Annotated in this window: 11 protein-coding genes; 6 read left to right on the top strand and 5 right to left on the bottom strand. The window is 55.0% G+C overall.

Annotated features, from left to right (window positions below; translation table 11 throughout):
- Positions 1–189: 189 nt before the first annotated feature.
- A complete protein-coding gene (locus tag FYC48_RS22980) occupies positions 190–1,638 on the top strand; it encodes a cytochrome b family protein (RefSeq protein ID WP_149499124.1) in 1,449 nt (482 codons plus the stop codon).
- Positions 1,639–1,666: 28 nt separating this feature from the next.
- On the opposite strand, the gene FYC48_RS22975 is transcribed toward FYC48_RS22980, so the two are convergent.
- Complete coding sequence (locus FYC48_RS22975) at positions 1,667–2,152, bottom strand: CBS domain-containing protein (RefSeq protein WP_149499168.1); 486 nt, start codon at positions 2,150–2,152, stop codon at positions 1,667–1,669.
- 326 nt (positions 2,153–2,478) lie between these two features.
- Here FYC48_RS22975 and FYC48_RS22970 point away from each other — a divergent pair, with 326 nt between their 5' ends.
- Positions 2,479–2,958, top strand: a complete 480-nt coding sequence (locus FYC48_RS22970) for a hypothetical protein (RefSeq protein ID WP_149499123.1) — start codon at positions 2,479–2,481, stop codon at positions 2,956–2,958.
- Positions 2,959–3,080: 122 nt separating this feature from the next.
- Here the strand turns inward: FYC48_RS22970 and mfd are convergent, their stop codons facing one another.
- Positions 3,081–6,440 (bottom strand): transcription-repair coupling factor, encoded by a 3,360-nt coding sequence (mfd, locus tag FYC48_RS22965; RefSeq protein WP_390622161.1) that lies wholly within the window; start codon positions 6,438–6,440, stop codon positions 3,081–3,083.
- 227 nt (positions 6,441–6,667) lie between these two features.
- Here mfd and FYC48_RS22960 point away from each other — a divergent pair, with 227 nt between their 5' ends.
- Positions 6,668–7,711, top strand: coding sequence for a Gfo/Idh/MocA family protein (locus FYC48_RS22960; protein WP_149499122.1), 1,044 nt, complete (start codon positions 6,668–6,670; stop codon positions 7,709–7,711).
- 312 nt (positions 7,712–8,023) lie between these two features.
- Here the strand turns inward: FYC48_RS22960 and FYC48_RS22955 are convergent, their stop codons facing one another.
- Both FYC48_RS22955 and FYC48_RS22950 read right to left on the bottom strand, forming a co-directional pair.
- Positions 8,024–8,797, bottom strand: a complete 774-nt coding sequence (locus FYC48_RS22955; protein WP_261345087.1) for a response regulator — start codon at positions 8,795–8,797, stop codon at positions 8,024–8,026.
- 368 nt (positions 8,798–9,165) lie between these two features.
- On the bottom strand, positions 9,166–13,140 hold the full coding sequence (locus tag FYC48_RS22950; RefSeq protein WP_149499120.1) for a CheR family methyltransferase: 3,975 nt from the start codon (positions 13,138–13,140) through the stop codon (positions 9,166–9,168).
- Between the two features lie 337 nt (positions 13,141–13,477).
- Between FYC48_RS22950 and FYC48_RS22945 the strand changes: the two genes are divergently transcribed.
- A complete protein-coding gene (locus FYC48_RS22945; RefSeq protein WP_149499119.1) occupies positions 13,478–13,717 on the top strand; it encodes a hypothetical protein in 240 nt (79 codons plus the stop codon).
- Positions 13,718–13,932: 215 nt separating this feature from the next.
- The gene (locus tag FYC48_RS22940) at positions 13,933–14,589 is read left to right on the top strand and encodes a response regulator (RefSeq protein ID WP_149499118.1); all 657 of its coding nucleotides are present in this window, start codon (positions 13,933–13,935) and stop codon (positions 14,587–14,589) included.
- A gap of 557 nt (positions 14,590–15,146) precedes the next feature.
- Here FYC48_RS22940 and FYC48_RS22935 read toward each other — a convergent pair.
- Complete coding sequence (locus FYC48_RS22935) at positions 15,147–15,707, bottom strand: response regulator (protein WP_149499117.1); 561 nt, start codon at positions 15,705–15,707, stop codon at positions 15,147–15,149.
- A gap of 783 nt (positions 15,708–16,490) precedes the next feature.
- Here FYC48_RS22935 and FYC48_RS22930 point away from each other — a divergent pair.
- The gene (locus tag FYC48_RS22930; RefSeq protein ID WP_149499116.1) at positions 16,491–19,736 is read left to right on the top strand and encodes a chemotaxis protein CheB; all 3,246 of its coding nucleotides are present in this window, start codon (positions 16,491–16,493) and stop codon (positions 19,734–19,736) included.
- Positions 19,737–19,761 lie beyond the last annotated feature (25 nt).

The raw sequence follows: 19,761 nt of genomic DNA, 5'->3' as shown, positions 1-19,761 counted from the left end.
AGAGGGTGTTCAGAGCCGAATAGCTAGAAAAGCTTGACGGTCTATCTTGCCCAACTTAGTATCCATCGGTCTAAATCCTGCAACTTTTCCGATCGAACTCCGCCGTTCAGGCCGCTCAGCAATCACAATTGGTGATCTCAGCCTGCGTTCCCTCCCCTTCGGTCTTGTCCGGCATCGCCACAATCCAAAATGAAATTTGTAATCCTGGCAGTCTTGTTGGCGATTCTGATCGCTTTCATCGTGATGGTCGTCAAGGCAGCGAAGAACTGGCGTTGGTATCACATCACCAGTGCCGTCATCACGATGTTGCTAGCCATCATCTTTCTGTTTCCCACCGCCGCGGTTTTAAAAAGCCGACAGGCTTGGCACAAGATTAAGGAAGAATTGGAAGTTCGGCTGGCCCAGGTAAAAGAAGAAAACCGTATCCTCCAGTACGGCGATCCGAACGACCCAACCGCCGGTGCTGGCGTTAAAAATGTCTCGCTGGAACTTTCGAAGATCGGGACCGAAGCCGGCCGCCGCTGGCGCAGCTTACAAATGGCTAACAATAACAACGGCCAAATCACCTTGCGTACGACAGGCAACACCGCCGCGTCTGGCACCGCACCAGGAATCGCTCCCGGAGTCGACCCGACCGCCGAAGCTCCGGCCGAGGACGCCGGACCGTTGGTGCCGGTCGGATTGGTCGTTTACGGGTTTGCAGAAGGCAGTTACCCGGATCTTGAAGCCACCGTGCCGATGGCATATCTGGGTGAATACAAAGTGATTGCCAGCACTCCCGAAGCAGTGACGATCACACCAACGTTCGCCCTCGAGCCAAATCAGGTCAACATCATCTCCAATGGGCAAGCACGATTGTGGTCGCTCTACGAAATGTTGCCGCTAGACGGTCACGCGCCCTTTATCGCCGAAGGCAGCCGGGCCACCGACGATAATGCGCTCGGCCGCGTCGATGACGCTCTCATCAACCTGCTCTTCAAGAATGCAAAGCCGGAAACCCGTGCGGCTTACCTTCGTGACGGCACCCGCGAAGCTCCCGAGGACCCGGCGGCACGATGGGTAAAAATCAAGTTCGAAAAGAAATACGAAATTGACGTCGATAGCGAAGAACAACGGGGTGCACTCGAAGGCGGCTTTTTTGATAACTCCGGACGGGCGGTCGACAGCCGACTGCAACGTTCTGACACCGGCAAAGTCTCGTTCGCAGTCGGCGACGAAATCATCGTCAAGGAAGAGGCGGCTCGGCAACTAATCAACCAAGAACAAGTCGCGTCACTGGTCGATACATATTACCTGCGACCATTGAATGACTATCGCTACGTCCTTCGCAAGATCCGCCTACAGATTCGTGAAATGGACGTCCGGATCGCGGAAATGCAGTACCAGGAAAAAATCCTCGACGCGGCGATCACCGCAACGGTCGACATGCTCGCCAAACGCCAGGATGAAAAGCTGAAACTGGAACAGGACCTGGGGCAGTACCGAGTCGAGAACACCGCATTGAAGCAATACTTCGGCCAGATTCGCGAAGAACTGCGAGAAGTCAAAGAGGCTTCATCGGCATTGTTCAAAGACAACTACCGATTGATGCTACAGATCAAGCAGTCCGCCGCAGAGTCAAAGCTAACGAAGACTTGATCAAACGCCGCAAACGCCCTCGCATTCGCTACCGACCGCTGGCACGAAACGGTCGATCGATCCCTTCGACAACGGCGCTCAGGTACAGCCCCGCCCCGGTGGCCACCGGGATCTGCTTTTTCAAATGATCGCGGACTTCGCGCATCACATCACGGCGAGAGATTTGCCCGAGAAGCCGACCTTCGTCGTCGAGCACCGGTAAACGACGACAAGCGGCATCGAGAAAGGTCTGGGCAATCGTCAGCAAGTCGGTTTCGGGGCGAATCGTCGGTGGTCGAGAGTCTACAAACGACATCAGGTCGGTCACGGGCATCTGCTCATACGCCGCATCGACGACGAAACGGATACAAGACTTCTCCGAAAAGATCCCAAGGAATCGCTTGTTCTCGTCGACAACGGGTGCCCCCGAAATTCGATGCTTTAATAAGACGTCCAACGCTTCCATCACGTCCATCGTTGGGGACAAAGTCGTTAAGTTGGAAACCATCATGTCGCGTGCGCATGTGTGAGGCATCATCGCAATCGCTCCCGTTTCAGAGTAGAAAGTTGTTCGGAAAAAGAACGATCGATCGACAAACGATGGATCGTGAACCCTTTCGTTGTTTCCAGCACGACTAGCCGAGTCAAGGAATTTCAACCTCATTCGGCTGGCGACAGATCGACAAACGTTTGATTACGCAACGCACTGGGGAGCCGAACGCGCCGCAAAAACATGCGTGAGGCGTGGTGATTACCGTTATTTGCGACCAATTTCCGTACCGATGTCGCGGTGGACTAGCCGCCATGTGAATCATTTCACAAGATTAGTGATTCTTTTCACAAGCAACGGAGTTCGTGTAGATGAAAGGCCAATGGGTCGAAATCGAATTCGACTGTTTACCAATGCGCAGCATCTCTCGGTTCGACGCGCCAATCGATGCGTCGCCAAGATACGAAGCTTTTGTGCGGCGGATCAAAGCAGCGATGGACAAACATGGATCGCACAACACGTATTACCTTCACCGCGGGACTTGCGTCTTCCGCCTGACCAACGCCGAAAACCGTGGCGAGATCGCATTCAACTTCGAAGGGACGGTGCTAACCGGAACCAAGGACGAGAAAACGCGCAGCGTCGATCTGTCAGTGGAACTGCTCCGCGAAACCTGTGGCTGGCTTTCACAGCCGATCGTTGAATTCTTTGCCGAATCCGTTCAGCATGCCGTCCTGGTTGAATTCGATCGTTACATTGCGGCCGGTGACCTAACGAAGACCCACGAGCGGATCGAAAAGTTGAATGCCGAAAATGAAGCGGGCGAAGGCTTCGTAGGAATGTATCTGTAACGTCGCCACGACGATCATTCTCATCCTTCACGCTGCGTTTCAGCCCGCCCGCGGACGAGGCGTTTGGCACTCACCATGGTTGAGTTGCAATCAGCATTCGAACCGCGACAAACACGGGCCGATCAATTGCCCGATTGAAGGGTTTGGCGAGCCAATTGTAGGTAACCACGTCCGGAGGGATGATCCATGTCGACACCGGGATAATTCTTCGGCGGTTTCTCCGAGGTGCCGGGTCGTTTCTGAGGTCGAAGCGGGACATAGGCTCGACGCGCATCGACGATTCGAACAGGCATCTTCGACCGCTTGGCCAGAAACTCGATTCGGCGACGATCAGAATAGTGCAACACCAGGAAACGCGCGTCGCTGGTGATCGCACCGATTTGCCAAGCGGCCGCGTCGAGTCGCAACTCGGCGAGTTCGAGCATTCGTTCTGCCGCCCCTGGCAACAACCCAAATCGATCGATCAATTCTTCCCGGATGCTTTCGATTTCCCCGGCATCCTTCAGTTTAGCGATCCGCCGGTACAGATCGATCTTGTGCCGCAGGTCGGGCACGTACTCCGGATCTAAATAGGCTTCCACCGGCAGATCGATGTCGACATCGGCGGAAAGCTCCGGTGGCAAATTCTGAACCTGGCGAACGGCGTCTTCGAGCAAATGGCAGTACATCTCGTAGCCGATCGCAGCGATGTGGCCACTTTGCTGGCTGCCAAGAAGATTGCCCGCGCCGCGAATCTCCAAGTCACGCATCGAGATCGCAAAGCCGGCTCCCATCTGGCTGAACTCTTCGATCGCCCGGAGTCGCTTCGTCGCTTCCGGCGAAAGGTGTTTGTGTGGTGAGACAAGCAGGAAGCAAAATGCCTGATGCTTGTAACGTCCCACCCGACCACGTAATTGGTGCAAGTCGCTCAGTCCATAGTGGTCCGCGTCATCGACAAAGATCGTGTTGGCATTGGGAATGTCTAATCCGCTTTCGATAATGGTCGTCGCAAGCAACAGGTCGTATTTGTGATCGATGAAGTCAACCATGACTTGTTCCAATGCGCCTTCGGGCATCTGTCCGTGACCGATCACGATCCGCAACTCCGGCGCAATTCCGCGCAAACGTTCGACGATTGCTTCCATGTCGCCGATACGGTTATGGACCATGTAGATCTGACCACCCCGGTTTAGTTCTCGCACGATCGCACTACGAATCAACTTGTCATCCCAACGCGAGACAATCGTTTCGACACTCCGTCGCTCGGCCGGTGGTGTTTCCAGGTTACTGATGTCGCGAACGCCAACGAGCGCCATATGCAGTGTTCGCGGAATGGGCGTTGCCGAAAGTGTTAGCACGTCGACATTGGAGTGCTTGTTTTTTAGCTTCTCTTTGACCGCGACACCAAAGCGTTGCTCCTCGTCGATCACGACCAAACCGAGTTGCTGAAAGTCGACATCTTTGCCGGCAATCCGATGGGTTCCGACGACGATATCGACTTTCCCACTTTTCAGATCTTTGATCGTTTGACGTTGCTCGGCGGCAGAACAAAACCGGCTTAACTTTTCGATCCGGACGGGAAATTCCGCCATTCGATGTTTAAAGTTGTGATAGTGCTGTTCGGCAAGCACCGTTGTAGGGACGAGCACGGCGACTTGGAAACCGCTCGTCACCGCTTTGAAGGCCGCCCGCATCGCGACTTCGGTTTTTCCGAATCCGACGTCGCCGCAAATCAGCCGATCCATGGTCCGCGGGGATTCCATGTCGTCTTTGACCGCGGCAATCGCGGTGACCTGATCGGGGGTTTCTTGATAAGGAAAACTGGCATCGAATTGTTGTTGCCAGATGTGATCGGGGTCAAACGCGATCCCTTGCCGACTGGTGCGTTTGGCTTGCAACTCCAACAAGTCGGACGCCATATCGGTGACCGCACTCTCGGCTGCCTTCTTCTGCCGTGCCCACGCTTGTCCGCCGACCTTGGCCAGTCTCGGTTGGCTTTTGGTGCCTCCGACGTAGCGTTGAATCAAGCCGATGCGCGACGCCGGCACGTAGATCTTCGAACCGCCGTCATACTCCAACACCAAGTGCTCGACGTGCTGACCGTTCTTTTCTAAGTGATCAAGGCCTAGGTACAGGCCGATGCCGTGTGATAAGTGCACCACCAAGTCGCCTGGTTCAAGTTGCAGCGACGTGGTGATGGGTTTGCCCTGAGCCCGTGTCTTTCCACGGCGAACCGGACTGCGGTGAAACAGTTCCGCCCCGGTTAGCACCAGAACCTTCGATGTCGTTAGTCGAAACCCACCGCTGATCTGCGCGACCGCCGGTTTGAGGTGACCGCTCCGCGCGGCCTTGGTGTCTTGCAACAACTCGGTCAGCCGCTGTGCGTCGGCGGGGGTATCTCCGACGAGCAAGATCTCGTGATCATCGGCAACCGTATCGATGCGTGATTGCGTTTCTTCGAGAGCAAGCGCGAACCCGTCGGCACTGGTCGAACGCAGATCAATCGTTTTTTCCCCACCTTCGTTCAGCGTCGATGCGGTCACGATTCTCAGGTGAGCCATCGATGCGAGCAGTGATTCAAAATCAGTGAATCCGCTTTGATCATCCAGGCGGTGAAGCAAGTTCTGGGCGGCTAACTTGCAATCGTGCGGTTCGACGAGGATCACCAAAGTGTCCTCGGGCAGGTAGTCGCTGATCGGTCCAAGATCTAACTGCGAATCCAAGCCCGATTGTGCTAAACCGGATTGACCGCCTTCGTCAGACGATGGATCGCGCGCGTCGCCATGAACGCCGACCGCAGAGATCTCGATCGAGTTGACTTCGCCGACGCTCCGTTGACTGCCCAAATCAAAGTGGCGGATCGACTCGACTTCATCGCCGAACCATTCGATTCGAATAGGGCTGGCATGGTCGACCGAATAGATATCGATCAACCCACCTCGCATCGCGAACTCGCCGGGTAGCTGGACCGCCGTGGTGGAAACAAACCCGGACTCGCGAAGCCAATCGGCGACTTCATCCATCGGAATTTCGTGTCCGACGGTAAATTCACGCGTCGACGAATCGAGCTGCCGAGGGGTGGGAACCAATTGCAACGCACCACCGATGTATGCCGTGACCAACATCGGATTGGCCGCGTTCTCGTCGCGACCGCGGAGCCTCTGCAACACTTGCAAACGCTCGGCCAGTTCCGGATCGGCCAACGAGTGCGCCCCACGACCAACGCTCAGCGGTAGCGGTAACGAATCCTCGACGCCAAACGCGATCGCATCTCCGGAAACCACATCCGCGTCTGCGGCCTGCGGCAGGAGCATCAAGATATTTGAGCACGAGCGTGCCGCGGCAGCCGCGAAAACGGCCCGCAATGATCCCCAAACGCCACTGAACGCGACTCGCTCGCCAGGCTGACCTTCTCGCAGGGTCGTGCCGATCCCCGAATCGCGATCGATCAGTTCGACGATTTCTTGAAGTCGTTCGGTGTGAAGCGATGTGGCAACGGACACGGGCAAGACCGGCAAAAAACGGGATAGAAAATTAATGCGACGGTGGCGGTTGATCGTAGCGGCTCAGAAAGGTACCGCCCACCCTTTGCCCCCCGCCCTTAGCCCGGGCAGCTTCGCGTTGGGGCGGTTCACAAGCCCCGCCGCAACGACGACAATTGTGACCTTCGGAATAGACTGTAACTTTCGAATTAGACGCCAACCCCGCCCCATTGGGAGAGTACTTTCGTATGAGCATCGGAATCGGAATCGTCGGCTGTGGCATGATCGCCAATTTCCATGCCCGCGCCATCAAAGACGCCGCTGGTGCTCACCTCGTCGGAGCGACCGCCCGTCGTCCCGAACAGGTTGAAACGTTTGCCGGCGAACATGATTGCCGCGGCTTTGCGTCACTGGAAGAAATGCTTGCCGACGAATCGATCAATGCGATTTCGATCTGCACGCCCAGCGGTTTGCACTTGGACCCAGCAATCGCGGCTGCCAAGGCAGGCAAACACGTGATCGTCGAAAAGCCACTGGAAATCACGACCGAACGATGCGACGCAATCATCGACGCCTGCAAAGAAAACGGAGTCCGGTTGACCGTCACGTTCCAAAGTCGTTTTCATCAATCGAGCCAGCTGATGAAGAAGGCGGTCGAAGACGGACGCTTCGGGAAAATCACGATGGGCGATGCCTACGTGAAGTGGTACCGCAGCCAAGAATACTATGACAGCGGCCAATGGCGCGGCACCTGGGAACTCGACGGCGGTGGTGCCTTGATGAATCAAGCCATCCACAGCGTGGACTTGCTACTGTGGTTGATGGGCCCCGTCGAACAAATCAGCGCGATGACGGCCACGATGACTCACGAGCGAATCGAAGTCGAAGACGTTGCCGTGGCAACCCTCAAATTCAAGAACGGCGCCCTCGGCGTGATCGAAGCAACCACAACGGCCTACCCCGGCGCACTAAAACGAATCGAAATCAGCGGCAACGAAGGCAGCGCGATTCTGGAAGAGGAAGACATCAAGTTCTGGCAGTTCGCTAACGAGACCGACGAAGACGCCAGAATTCGCAAAGAGATGGCCGGCAAAACCGAAACCGGAGGTGGCGCCGCCGATCCCGCCGCGATCGGTCATCATGGTCATACGATGTTGTTCGAAGAAGCCGTCAGCGCGATCAATGAAAACCGCCCCTCGATCCTTGACGGACACGAAGGACGCCGCAGCGTCGAGGTGATTTGCGGGATCTACGAAAGCGCGAAAACGGGAAAAATCGTCATGCTCGGGTGATGAGCGTTATTCGGCTGGTCGACAAACCTCGTGCGTCGACCAGTGCCGTGTCCCCAAGACTATAACGATGTCGAAAGAACCGCAGCATGCGCCGCCCACCGGTTCTTCTACTAAAGTGTTGATGGTCGAGCACCGGCTGAAAACATCAGCATGCCATGGCTTCCAGCGGGCCTTAGCAGACCATCATTGAAGATAGATGGACGCTACCGTGTAAGCCAACAACAGGATCCGCAGGCCCGGTCCCGACAATGCAAGCGGAGCGTTTGCCCGGCAAGCCTCACCGTTTCCGGATAGTGAGCCACTGGCTAGGAGTCACTGGCTGAACGTGTGAACGCGTTCTTCGATCGCGTCGATCAAGCATTCGGGGTTCAGCGGTTTGCAGAACCAATGATCGGCTCCACCGGTGCCCACGCTGATCTCGCTTGAATCCGGAGTCATTCCACTGACTACGAAGATTGCCGACGAGTTAAAGCGTTCGTTTTCACGGAGCGTCCGCACCGTTTCGGCACCGCTAACGACCGGCATCAACATGTCGACCAAGATGATATTCGGAGGCGTCGAGGTAGACATGTCATCCAGAGCCGACTGACCGTCTTGATACCCTTGCACGCGATAGCCTTTCAAACGCAGCAATCCGGCAAGCAACTCACGTTCGTTCTGATCGTCTTCGACCAACGCGATCGAAATATTCTTTGAAACCGGCTTCGACGCTTGGCGTTGCAACCACTTGCTTTCATTCAGACGTGAAAGCGCTGCTTCGATGTCCTGAAACGTGCACTCCGCTTCTTCGATTTGGCCGGCGGCGAGCAACTCACGATAGAGGTGCATACCGACGCTGATTTGGTGCAGTTCGTTACGAATGGAGTGACGCGCTTCGGGTGGGACGCAGTGCATCGGGAATCGGTCGGCCAGCGCACTCTCGCTGATGATCTCTTCCGACTGCAGCTCGCCACGGACGATTGAGATGTCCTTCGGAGCGTCGATCCCTACGCGTGCTTGCCCGGCACGGACTTTCAAGAAGCGCAGGCTGATGCCGACCTCAGGAAACGTCACTAGGTCATCGGTCCGTCTGGTTAGTACTAACATAAATATTGCCCCGTCGCCTCTTACAGGGGCAGCACCCATATGGACTGGACTGCCCCCCAGAATGCGGAAGTATTGGTAAGTTCAACATAGGGATTCCAATACGCCAGTCAACATCGAAATCCCACGATTGGTTTGGAAATGTGGGTTTTTCACTTACAAGCAATCACCACTCGAGATAAATCACAGCGCCGGCAACCCCTCGCCAGGCTGTCCGAAAACACCAAAAATGACTCCAGCAATTTCGTTGCAATCGCCGTCCGAAATTCGGCCGGGCCCACCGACAGCAACTTAATCTCTGAACGACTTTCGGTGGGGCATCACGCCGCCGTCATTTGCAAAATTTGGCGGAATTGGAACGTGTTTGTTGTTCATTCCCCGGCGCCTTCCCGCAACTTGCAGCATTTGGAGATCGCTTCGATCAGTCGTTGGGGATCGACGGGTTTGACAAGATGCAGGTCGAACCCTGCTTCTTCCGCCTGGATCCGGTCTTCATCGCGGCCGTATCCGGTGACCGCAATCATGACCAAATTTCGATGATTTCGGTCTGAACGAATGACCTTCGCAAACTCGTAGCCGTCGACATCGGGCAGCCCGATATCGACCACCGCGACGTCGGGATCCTCGCGGTCAACTTCACGCAGTCCCGATCGTCCGTTGGCGGCCGTAATCACCTGGAATCCACGCAACTGAAGTGAGCGGGCAAGCATACGACGAATCCCATCGTTGTCTTCGACCAACAGGACTCGGATCCCCGCAATCAGACTCTCCGGAGACTCCAGCGTCACCTGTGGTCGCTCCGACGTCAGCGGTAACCGAAGCACAAATTCGCTACCTCGATTTGGCCCTGGACTATGCGCGTCAATGGTTCCTCCGTGGGCATCGACAATCGCTTTGACAATCGACAACCCCAGCCCCATGCCGCCCTGCGTGCGGTCCATGTCCTGCTCTGACTGAGTGAAGGGTTCGAAAATTGTCGGCAACAGAGTCGCCGAGATCCCTTCCCCTTCGTCGCGTACCGTGACGACCGCTTGATCACCATCACGGCCAACGCTGTACCAAATCGAACGCCGTGATGGACTGTACTTTGATGCGTTGACCAATAAATTGACCTGCGCCTGCTGCAAGCGCCCCGCATCAGCCAGCACGTAAATCGGTTCGTCGTCGACTTGGATTTGCAGCGATTGATTGCAGCGATCGAACCGATGCTGAACGCAATCAAGCACCGGATTGGTCAATTTAGTGATGTCGATCGGCCGCTTCCGAATGGTCAACTTTCCATTGGTAAACCGAGCGACGTCTAATAGATCGTCCAGCAAAAGCGATACGTGCTGGAGCTGCGCCTCCATCACCTCCCGGGACTCGCGCTCGGCATCGTGATCAAGCTCCGACTCCTTTGAGAGCGCGTAGGCGTTTAAGATTGCCGCGAAGGGGTTTCGCAGTTCATGAGATAGTGTCGCCAAAAACTGATCGCGCTGCTGAACGGCGCGTCGAATCTCAGATTCGGCACGCCGCTGCTGCGTGATATCACGCGCGATGATCGAAGCCCCTTCGATATCCCCGTTATGATTCTGAATTGGCGAAACGGTGAGTGAGACGTCGAACCGGTCGCCGTTTTTCTTGCTCCGTATCGTTTCAAGCCGATCGACCGAAAGTCCATCGCGAATGCGTTGATAGTAATCCGATGCTTCGGCGCTGCGATCGTCCGGCGTCAGTAGCGAATCGCGACGCCCGACGATCTCTTTACTCTCGTAGCCAAAGAGCCGAGCCGCCCCCCGGTTCCACGTCCGGATCTCGCCGTCAAGGTTCACCCGATAGATCGCATCGTCGGTGTGCTCGACGATCTCGCTCAGTTCCATCAGCCGAGCCTGCGCGACCTTCAACGATGTGATATCGACCAGCGTCAACACGATTCCGTCAATCCCATTCGGCGCGACATACGGCCGAATGCGCATCAAGTACCACGTGTCATGAACATCGTCACGAACTTCAAACTCCTTCAACACTCCGGTTTCGATCACCGCTTCGATGTCGTTGTCCAACGTGTCGTGCTTGATCCGATGCGAAAAGTTATCGAACCGGCGACCGATGTCTTGCGGAATCAAATTAAAGATCGCGGCCGCACCGGAAGTGAATCGGCGGATGCCAAGCTCGCGATCCAAGAACAACTGATGAACGTCACTACCGTTAAGCAAGTTGTTGATATCATTGGTCAACTCAGTCAGCTCGGTAATCTTTCGCTGATGCTCAGAGTTGACCGTGTAGAGCTCTTCGTTGACGCTGTGAAGTTCCTCATTGGTGCTTTGCAACTCCTCGTTAGAAGACACCAATTCTTCATTCGCCGACTGCAACTCTTCGTTGGTCGTCTGCAGCTCTTCAATGGTCGCCTGCAGACTTTCTTTCGTGAAATCCAATTCGCGCCGCAAGTCATTGATCTCAAGCGATTCGCTCGACGACTGCAATTCTTCGGATGGGATCAATCGAGACGTCGCGTCGGACGGATCGTCAAATTGGATCAACCACTGCCGTGACGCATCGTCCGACCGAACCGGTAACACCGAAAGCGAAATGCTCGATTTACCGTTTTCTGTTTGGCACTCCACCTTAGGCACGACAATCTTCTTGCCGGTTTTTTCCGCCTGTCGCAACGCCCGTGAGGCAACGGCTGACAAATCAGGATGCAGTAACGTCAGGACATCCTTCGTCGGTCGCCCGGCACTAAATTGCAGGTACCGCCCTGCTTTAGAAAACGTATGCAGAATCTCGCGCTCGCTGTTGATCAATATCGATGGCGGGATGAACTCCTCCAGCAGCCGATCGTACGTCTTTAACATCGATCGCGTGTTCAGAAATCCCGACGTGTCCTCCGGGCCGACCAAACGACGCCGTTCGGTCGAAAGCGTTCCGGTCAAATCAAATGCTTTTGCCGGAAAGCGATCACGACACTTCGCATAGAAACAGGTATGCGCGTCGACGACCTTGAAAACATCTTGCAAGTCGCCGATCGTTTCGCTCGCCCCTAAACACAAGAAGCCATCTCGTTTGAGACCAAAATGGAACAACCCCAAGACCTTGCGTTGCGCCGACGGCGTCAAATAAATCAGCAAGTTACGGCACGTAACCAAATCCAATTTCGTAAATGGCGCGTCACGTAGGATGTTGTGCGGCGAGAATACCACCATTTTGCGCAGCGACGGCGCCACTTGGTAATTGCCGTTACGCCGAATGAAATATCGTTGCAATCGATCGTCGGAGATCCCCGTCAACTGCCCCTCGGAATAAATCCCCTGACTGGCCGCGGAGAGCGACTGCTCGTGAACGTCCGAGGCAAAGATCCGAACCTCTCGATCTAGCCCGTGGCGTTCGAGGTGCTCTGCAATTGCGATCGCGATCGAATACGCTTCTTCCCCGGTACCGCAACCGGCAACCCAGGCACGTAGCTCATGCTGCCCTTCGAGCCGACTGACGATGCGGGGGATCACCGAAGACTCGAAGTATTCAAACACCTCGGGGTCTCGAAAGAATTGTGTGACCCCGATCAACAAATCGTGATACAGCTTTTCAAGCTCGTCGGGCGACTCGCTCGCCCATTTCGCATACGCCGCTAAGTCAGCATGCCCCGATAACGTGCGACGACGGTTTAGCCGGCGTAGCATCATCTCCGTTCGGTAGTTTGCAAAATTGATCCCGAACTTCAGATTCAGATGATCGAACACTGCCGCGACCGATTCGTCACCTGAACTCTCATCGTCGACGAGCGCCGAAAGATCTTCGCCCGAAGACGTCAAATGACGAACCAACGACGCACCGATCTTCCTGGCGGGCAACTCTAGGTCCACGACCTCCGTTGCGATCGCGCTATGGGGCATCCCGTCGAAACTGGGATCGCTCTGCGCCACCACTAAACCGCCACACTCGCTAATTTCGCGAATGCCACGTGATCCGTCGGACCCGGTCCCCGATAGGATGACGGCAATCGCACGCGGCCCCGCATCCTGAGCGAGCGAACGAAGAAAATAATCGATCGGAAAACTGAGTTGCTCGTGTTCGGTACGGTCCGTCAACCGCAACTTCCCGTCACTGACAATCGCCTCTTTCCGGGCCGGCATCAAATAGACGTTGCGAGGTTCAACCTGCATGCCATCTTCAATTACATGAACCGGCAACTTGGTTTTGCGCGACAGCAATTGATCCATCACACTCTTGAAATCCGGCGAGAGGTGCTGGATCACGACGTAAGCCAGCGGCGCCTCCGGATCAGCTGCGAGGAAAAATTCCTCTAACGCCTGAAGCCCCCCCGCAGAGGCACCAATTCCAACGATGTAACACTCACCAGAATCTGGCATTCGAGATCGGCCCCACGCACCGAAAAATCTTCGCGCGACTGAGAAGTTATTGCTTGGTTGGCCTCAACATTTGCGTCAGCAAGAACGCCGCGGCCATCCCCCCGTCGCAAAATGCTACCATGAGGCCGCAAGCTTGCACAACTTCCGCGATAATTGGTTCGGTAATTCAAACCGCTTTTCGCTTCCTAAATCCGTTGCTACGGGACATGCAGGAGGTCAAGAAATGAGCTCGGCATCAGAAATGCAGCGACGTACCCATTGATCCGTTCACTAATTTGCAAAAAAGCGATAGAATCGATCACTTCTGCTGGGGCGCCCGAATGGAGACCTTTGGAGGATGATGTCCGAGACTAACAACGAACCAGAAGGGAAAGGAATATGGCTGACGAGCGATGAAGTTCACGAACTCCGTGATCATATCCAAGCCTTAAAAGTTGGGCACTCGCTAATCGCTAAGCCCGATCAACTGGCCCCAGACGAATTGGGAGAGATCTATCGCCAAATGGGCGAGGCGATCTCCGCCCTAGCCTCAAGTCCCATCTTTGGAGCTACCGGTCCAGGGAAAGGGAACAAATAAAAGAAAAAAAGCCTCCACAGGCGGGGCAACAAGCCTGTGGAGGCATAAACAGCCGACGTTGGAGCTGGGGCAGAGCTCCCGCAACTGTTTAGGATCGACGTGGGGTAACGCTCGACCGTGACGCTATAGCATCACGGGGGGGATTATCCCAGCCACCTGATGAGCAGTATGTGGGAGAATTACCGCATCACTCATTTTTTTCTAAATCTTTCCCAATGGCACCGATTCGCTTCCTCGTTCTCGACGACCACCAGCTGATCCGACTTGGGGTACGCGCCGCGATCGCCCAACACGACCACTGGGAAATCGCGGTCACCGCAGCGACACTCGCCGAAGGCATGCGCGCCCTGGAAGAGACACCCTTCGATTTTGCAATCGTCGACCTAGGCCTCCCCGATGGGAGCGGGCTGGAATTCATCGCCCAAGCACGAATTCTGCGACCGGACGTCAAAATCCTGGTTTCATCGATGCGTGACGCACACCTGTTCGCCCATCGGTGCATTGCCCAAGGGGCACACGGATATATCGCGAAGCAAGAAACTGACGTCAACATCGACCGGGCAATCCAAACGATTCTCGACGGAGAAATTTACCTTTCGCCATCACTCGAGCCCTGTGAAAACAACGGCGCCCCCCAGTCGACGACGGGGATCATGTTCCAGGAGATCTCGAAGCTTTCCAAACGCGAACTGTCAGTGTTTGAACTGATCGGCCAAGGCTACTCGACGAAGCTGATCTCCGAGCAAATGGGCGTGAAAACAAAGACGGTCGACTCCTACCGAGAGCGAATCAAGAACAAACTTGAGCTAAGCTCGACTTCCGAACTGCTGCACTATGCGACGCGGTGGATCGTTTCGATCGAAGAATCCTGACCGGTCGACGAACACCCGTTGCACGACTGACGCTTCGCCAACTTTTGAAACCAGCACTCGCCAATTGCATAGGTCACGGTTTCGGGGGAACCATCGGGACCAACGCCCGTCGAATGATCAGTCGACCTGCGACCTGTGACTTCTGGATAGCGTGAAAGCCAAGACATCGGCTGGACGAGCGTTGGCAACAGCCTTCGTCCCACCACACCCCGGAGGCTCAAACAAGGCAGGCCACCTAAGAATAGAAAATGCGTGGGCAAGACCATGCGCTACAACGAAAGGTGTCCCGTTGCGGCGGTTGCCCCGAGTCGATCTCGCCCACGCGAAGGTTGTGCCAATCAGCAAAGGGGCATTGGGTCTCGCTGATTGAAAACAACAGGGGGTTCAAAGGTTTACTGAAACAATCGTTTTGTGGACCGAGCTGGCCCGACGAATTCTCCGTCTTGATCAAATGCTTAGGTGAGAATCATCAGCCGATGGGTATAAGTCCCGGTGGTTCCACCAAAACCGTGGCTAACGCTAATCGGCTCATCCTGATCTGGAAGGTCGACAAAGCGCTAGGTGGTCACGAGGAACGCTTGGCGCTGCAGGTCATTGGCTAGTTTTTCTGGATTCAAAGGCTTGGGATACCAACCATCAACGCCGCTCGGCCCGATGGGAACGTTTAATTCATCCGGATCACACCCACTGACGGCGAACACTTTGAGCTTTTCGGTCACGGGGGAGGACCGCAATTGATTGATGGTCCATGCCCCGTCGTACTCGGGCATCATCATGTCCAACAGCACGACGTCAGGTGTCGCACCGGAGAGGAGCTGCTCCATCGCTACCGCGCCGCTTTCCGCTGTCTGCACTTCTAACTTCTTCAGCCGGAGGTAGCCGGCCAGTAATTTCATTTCATTCCAATTGTCATCGACGATCATGACGCTCTTGATGCCAGCGACTTCGGCGTCGCCTACACCACCATTAAGCTCAAGCTCACCGCGGAGCACCGGGATCTCTGGCGGAGCTTTGATACCGACCCTCACCTTCGAAGGCCCCGGCCTCAAGATACGCACTTCAATGCCGGTTCCCGGAAAACAAATGGACTCTTCGTTCTTTCGAGAAATAACGAGCATGGCGATTCCTCCTCACGCCTGATGCACCGAGCAATCAATCCCAGGCATTCGCCTGAACATGGTGCATGTATGGATGTCACTGCCCCCAATGACAACACTCGTTGACACTAGGTATTTCCCATAGCTCTTGCGTGACATCCAGTCGCCGATAAGAGTCGGCAAGAATCAGCTTCTTCGCAAAACCTGTAGGGGGATCCTACCCCTTACCGAAAAACTCTGCAAGCGAAATCTGAAACAATTTACAGAGAATCGTCGTGGTTATCGGTTGACAAATATGGCACACACGGTTTGCCAATACTGACACACTCCCTGTTCGATCTCGATTAGGTTGCACGGTGATGCGTCCAAATGTTTCGATCCGTAGCATCGAATGAAAAGTCGCTCACTCCGGCACCCGGCAAGTCAGGCGTCCCGACAGCAACTCTATCCCCGCCGCAATTCCATGCACCGAGGCGAAGAGAACATATAGTCTTACAAAACGTCGAGGCGCGCCAATGATCCCGACGATTGAATGACGATCCCTTGCGTCCGATTCACCGAATACCAATGATCGCACCAGACCTGGACATAAGAGTTACACTCTACCTTGGTCGCGACGGACGTCTTCGGTGCGGTGTGTCGGTGCAAGCCTCTAAGGACGAAAGCTTCTTTGCCTATGATTTCGAAACCGCAACAATTGCGATAACTTGTCTGCATTCTCTAACGGAAACTGGACTGTTGCGACGCAACGGTCTGCCCAATTGTCACGACGACTTCAACCAAAATAGCTGAACACAAGATCTTATGTCGGACCCTACAGACACCCAAAGTCTTGTCGTCGGAATCGGAGCTTCCGCCGGCGGACTGTCCCCGATTCAAGAGTTCTTTGACAACATGCCAGCCGACACCGGCATGGCATTTGTCGTGGTCCAGCACCTGTCGCCCGACTTCAAAAGTTTGATGGACGAGCTGCTCGCGCGACACACCAAGATGTCGATCCACAAGGTCGTCGATCGAATCGAAGTTGAACCAAACTCGATCTATTTGATTCCACCGGAAAAGAACATGGCTCTCTCGGAAGGCAAACTGCTGCTGACCGACCAAGACCAAGATCGTGGTTTGAATCTACCGATCGATATTTTCTTTCGATCGCTTGCCATGGACGCGGGCGATCGTGCGGTGGCGATCGTGATGAGCGGGACCGGCAGCGATGGCTCGCGTGGCGTCGGTGACGTCCGCCAAGCTGGCGGAATCGTCATCGCCCAAAGCCCAGACTCGGCGGGCTTTGACGGCATGCCACAAGCGACGATTCGATCCGGCGCCGTTGACGCAATTTGCAATCCTTCCGAAATGGCACAGCGGTTAATCCAGTACGCGGAAAACCGCAACCGTGATCAGCTGTCGGTGACCAACGAACAGGCGACACCGTCGAGTGACTCGGGAATCTTCAGCATCCTGCGGATGTATCGCTTGCACAACGGCGTTGACTTTGCACTCTACAAACCGGCAACAATTACCCGCCGAATCGAACGTCGGATGCAGATGGGAGGCTTCGTCGATCTCGGCAGCTATGCGAACTTCCTGGAAGAAAACCAACACGAGTTCGACCTGCTCTTTCGCGACCTTCTCGTCGAGGTCACGCAGTTCTTTCGTGACCACGGCGCGTTCGAACGATTGCGACAAGAATTCATCCCAAAGCTCGTCGAGAAAGCTCCGCCGAACGAAGACCTGCGGATTTGGGTGCCCGGTTGTGCGACGGGCGAAGAAGCTTACTCGCTCGCCATTTTGTTTGCCGAAGCGATCGAGAAGTCCAAGCGAACGGATATCGATTTCAAAGTTTTCGCGACCGACGTTCACCGGACGTCATTGGAAACGGCCAGCATGGCGGTCTATCCGTCACATGTACTCGACCAGGTTCCGACCGAACTTGCGATCAAGTACTTCAGTCGCAACAACAGCTTGTGCCATATCAAACGCGAAATCCGACAGCGGGTCATCTTCGCTGCCAATGACCTCACCAACGATCCGCCCTTCACCCGGATCGACTTGATCAGTTGCCGCAATGTGTTGATCTATCTCGAGCCACGAGTCCAGCATCGAGTTCTGTCGATGTTTCACTTCGGCCTTCGGATCGGCGGCGTTTTATTTTTGGGCCCCAGCGAAACGGTGGGTGAATTGGCGCCCGAGTTCGAAACCTTTGATCGACACTGGCGAATCTATAGCAAGAAACGCGACATCCGCCTGCCCGATGCGACACGGATGCCCGTGTCGCCATCGCTGCAAAACGTCATCCGCGAAAAGAACCCAATGTTTGTCGCGATGGGACCACAACGGGATCGCCAAGCTTGGCTCTCCGAAGCCTACGAAGAACTCCTCGCGCGGTATGTCCCGCCGAGCTTTCTGATCAACGATTTTGGCGAACTCGTTCACACCTTTGGCGACGCCCGGAAGTTGCTCGTTCAACCGGAAGGCCGACCGACACTCGACGCGATTAAATTGCTCTCCGGTGAGCTTCGCACCGCTGTCAGCGCCGGCGTCTTGCGCGCCAAGCAGGATGATAAACCGATTGTATTCAACGGGATCCACCATCAGATCGAAGGCGAAAAAGAAAGCATCTTTCGCGTTACCATTGAGCCTTATCGAAAGGCATCTCAGAACCTGTATCTGATCTCCGTTGAACCGATGGAGGATCATGCGGGGGTCACGATCGAATCGGCACACATCGACGCCAACGAGATCGCATCCGAACGAATCACGCAACTCGAACGTGAACTCGGCTACACCCGCGAAACCTTGCAGGCGACGGTCGAAGAGTTGGAATCGAGCAACGAGGAATTGCAGGCGACCAACGAAGAACTGATCGCTTCGAACGAAGAGCTGCAAAGCACGAACGAAGAATTGCACAGCGTCAACGAAGAACTTTATACGGTTAACGCGGAACACAAGCAGAAAATCGAAGAGCTGACTCAGTTGACCAGCGACATGGATAACCTGCTCAAGAGCACCGACATCGGCACGGTATTCTTGGACGAAGAATTTAAAATCCGCATGTTCACCCCCGCGATCTCGGCCGCCTTCAACGTGCTTGACCAAGACATCGGACGGCCGATCGAGCACATCGCCTACAAGCTAGACAGCCCAAACCTGATCGCCGATGCGACCGAAGTTCTGGAGTCACAGATCGCCAAAGAAGTCGAAGTCCAAAGCAGTGACGGGCGGATCTTCTTGCAACGGATGCAACCCTACCGAAACGAAGCCGGACGCGTCGAAGGGATTGTGCTGACGACGACCGAAATCACCGCGATCAAAGAAGCCGAGCGGGCCAAGCAAACAATGCTGACGCTGGCCCAGATCAACGAAGAATTGCCTGATTTCGCTTACGCGGTTTCGCACGACCTGGAAGTCCCGCTACGGCACATCCAACAGTACGCACAAATCTTGGAAAAACAGGTCGGCGAGAGTCTCCCCGACGAGGTGATCAAATCGGTTCGCGTGATCAACGAAAGCTCCGGGTCACTTCGAGACATGATCGATGCGCTGCTGGCTTATTCGCGGATCAACACCCGTGGGGGGGCGATGCGAAGAGTTGACTTGAACGAAGTCGCTTCGGATGCCTCGCAAAGCTTGGCGTCGAGCCTACAGTACTACGATGCAGAAATTGAACTCGGCAAGATGCCCCCGGTTTCCGGTGACGCCGATCAAATCGAAACGTTGTTCTTTCACCTCTTTGACAACGCCATCAAATACAGCGGCGACGAACCTCCAAAGATCAAAGTCGAATCTTCCATCGAAGGCCGATTTGCACACATCGCGATCATCGACAACGGCATCGGAATCGATCCACGACATTTCGAACGAGTCTTCTCGATGTTCAAACGATTGGGCTTCGATCATAACGTCCCTGGCATCGGTGCCGGGCTGGCGCTTTGCAAACGAATCATCGTGCGTCATGGAGGCAAAATTTGGATTGAACCGAATCGTAACGGCGGAACGGTTGTCAAATTCTCATTGCATCTGGCCGAGGTCGAGGAAAACTCCGATCTTGATTGATCAATCACGATCGCAACAAAGACCA

Source organism: Roseiconus lacunae, assembly GCF_008312935.1.
In the GTDB taxonomy this organism is placed as follows: Bacteria; Planctomycetota; Planctomycetia; order Pirellulales; family Pirellulaceae; genus Stieleria; species Stieleria lacunae.
Note: the sequence above shows the minus strand (reverse complement) of the source record. Positions and strands in the feature narration are given on the sequence as shown.

Coding starts and splice junctions, on each gene's coding strand:
- FYC48_RS22975 (WP_149499168.1), bottom strand. CDS start 2,152: ATGCCTCACACATGCGCACGCGACATGATGGTTTCCAACTTAACGACT.
- FYC48_RS22950 (WP_149499120.1), bottom strand. CDS start 13,140: ATGCCAGATTCTGGTGAGTGTTACATCGTTGGAATTGGTGCCTCTGCG.
- FYC48_RS22930 (WP_149499116.1), top strand. CDS start 16,491: ATGTCGGACCCTACAGACACCCAAAGTCTTGTCGTCGGAATCGGAGCT.
- FYC48_RS22945 (WP_149499119.1), top strand. CDS start 13,478: ATGATGTCCGAGACTAACAACGAACCAGAAGGGAAAGGAATATGGCTG.
- FYC48_RS22940 (WP_149499118.1), top strand. CDS start 13,933: ATGGCACCGATTCGCTTCCTCGTTCTCGACGACCACCAGCTGATCCGA.
- FYC48_RS22935 (WP_149499117.1), bottom strand. CDS start 15,707: ATGCTCGTTATTTCTCGAAAGAACGAAGAGTCCATTTGTTTTCCGGGA.
- FYC48_RS22970 (WP_149499123.1), top strand. CDS start 2,479: ATGAAAGGCCAATGGGTCGAAATCGAATTCGACTGTTTACCAATGCGC.
- FYC48_RS22960 (WP_149499122.1), top strand. CDS start 6,668: ATGAGCATCGGAATCGGAATCGTCGGCTGTGGCATGATCGCCAATTTC.
- FYC48_RS22980 (WP_149499124.1), top strand. CDS start 190: ATGAAATTTGTAATCCTGGCAGTCTTGTTGGCGATTCTGATCGCTTTC.
- FYC48_RS22955 (WP_261345087.1), bottom strand. CDS start 8,797: ATGTTAGTACTAACCAGACGGACCGATGACCTAGTGACGTTTCCTGAG.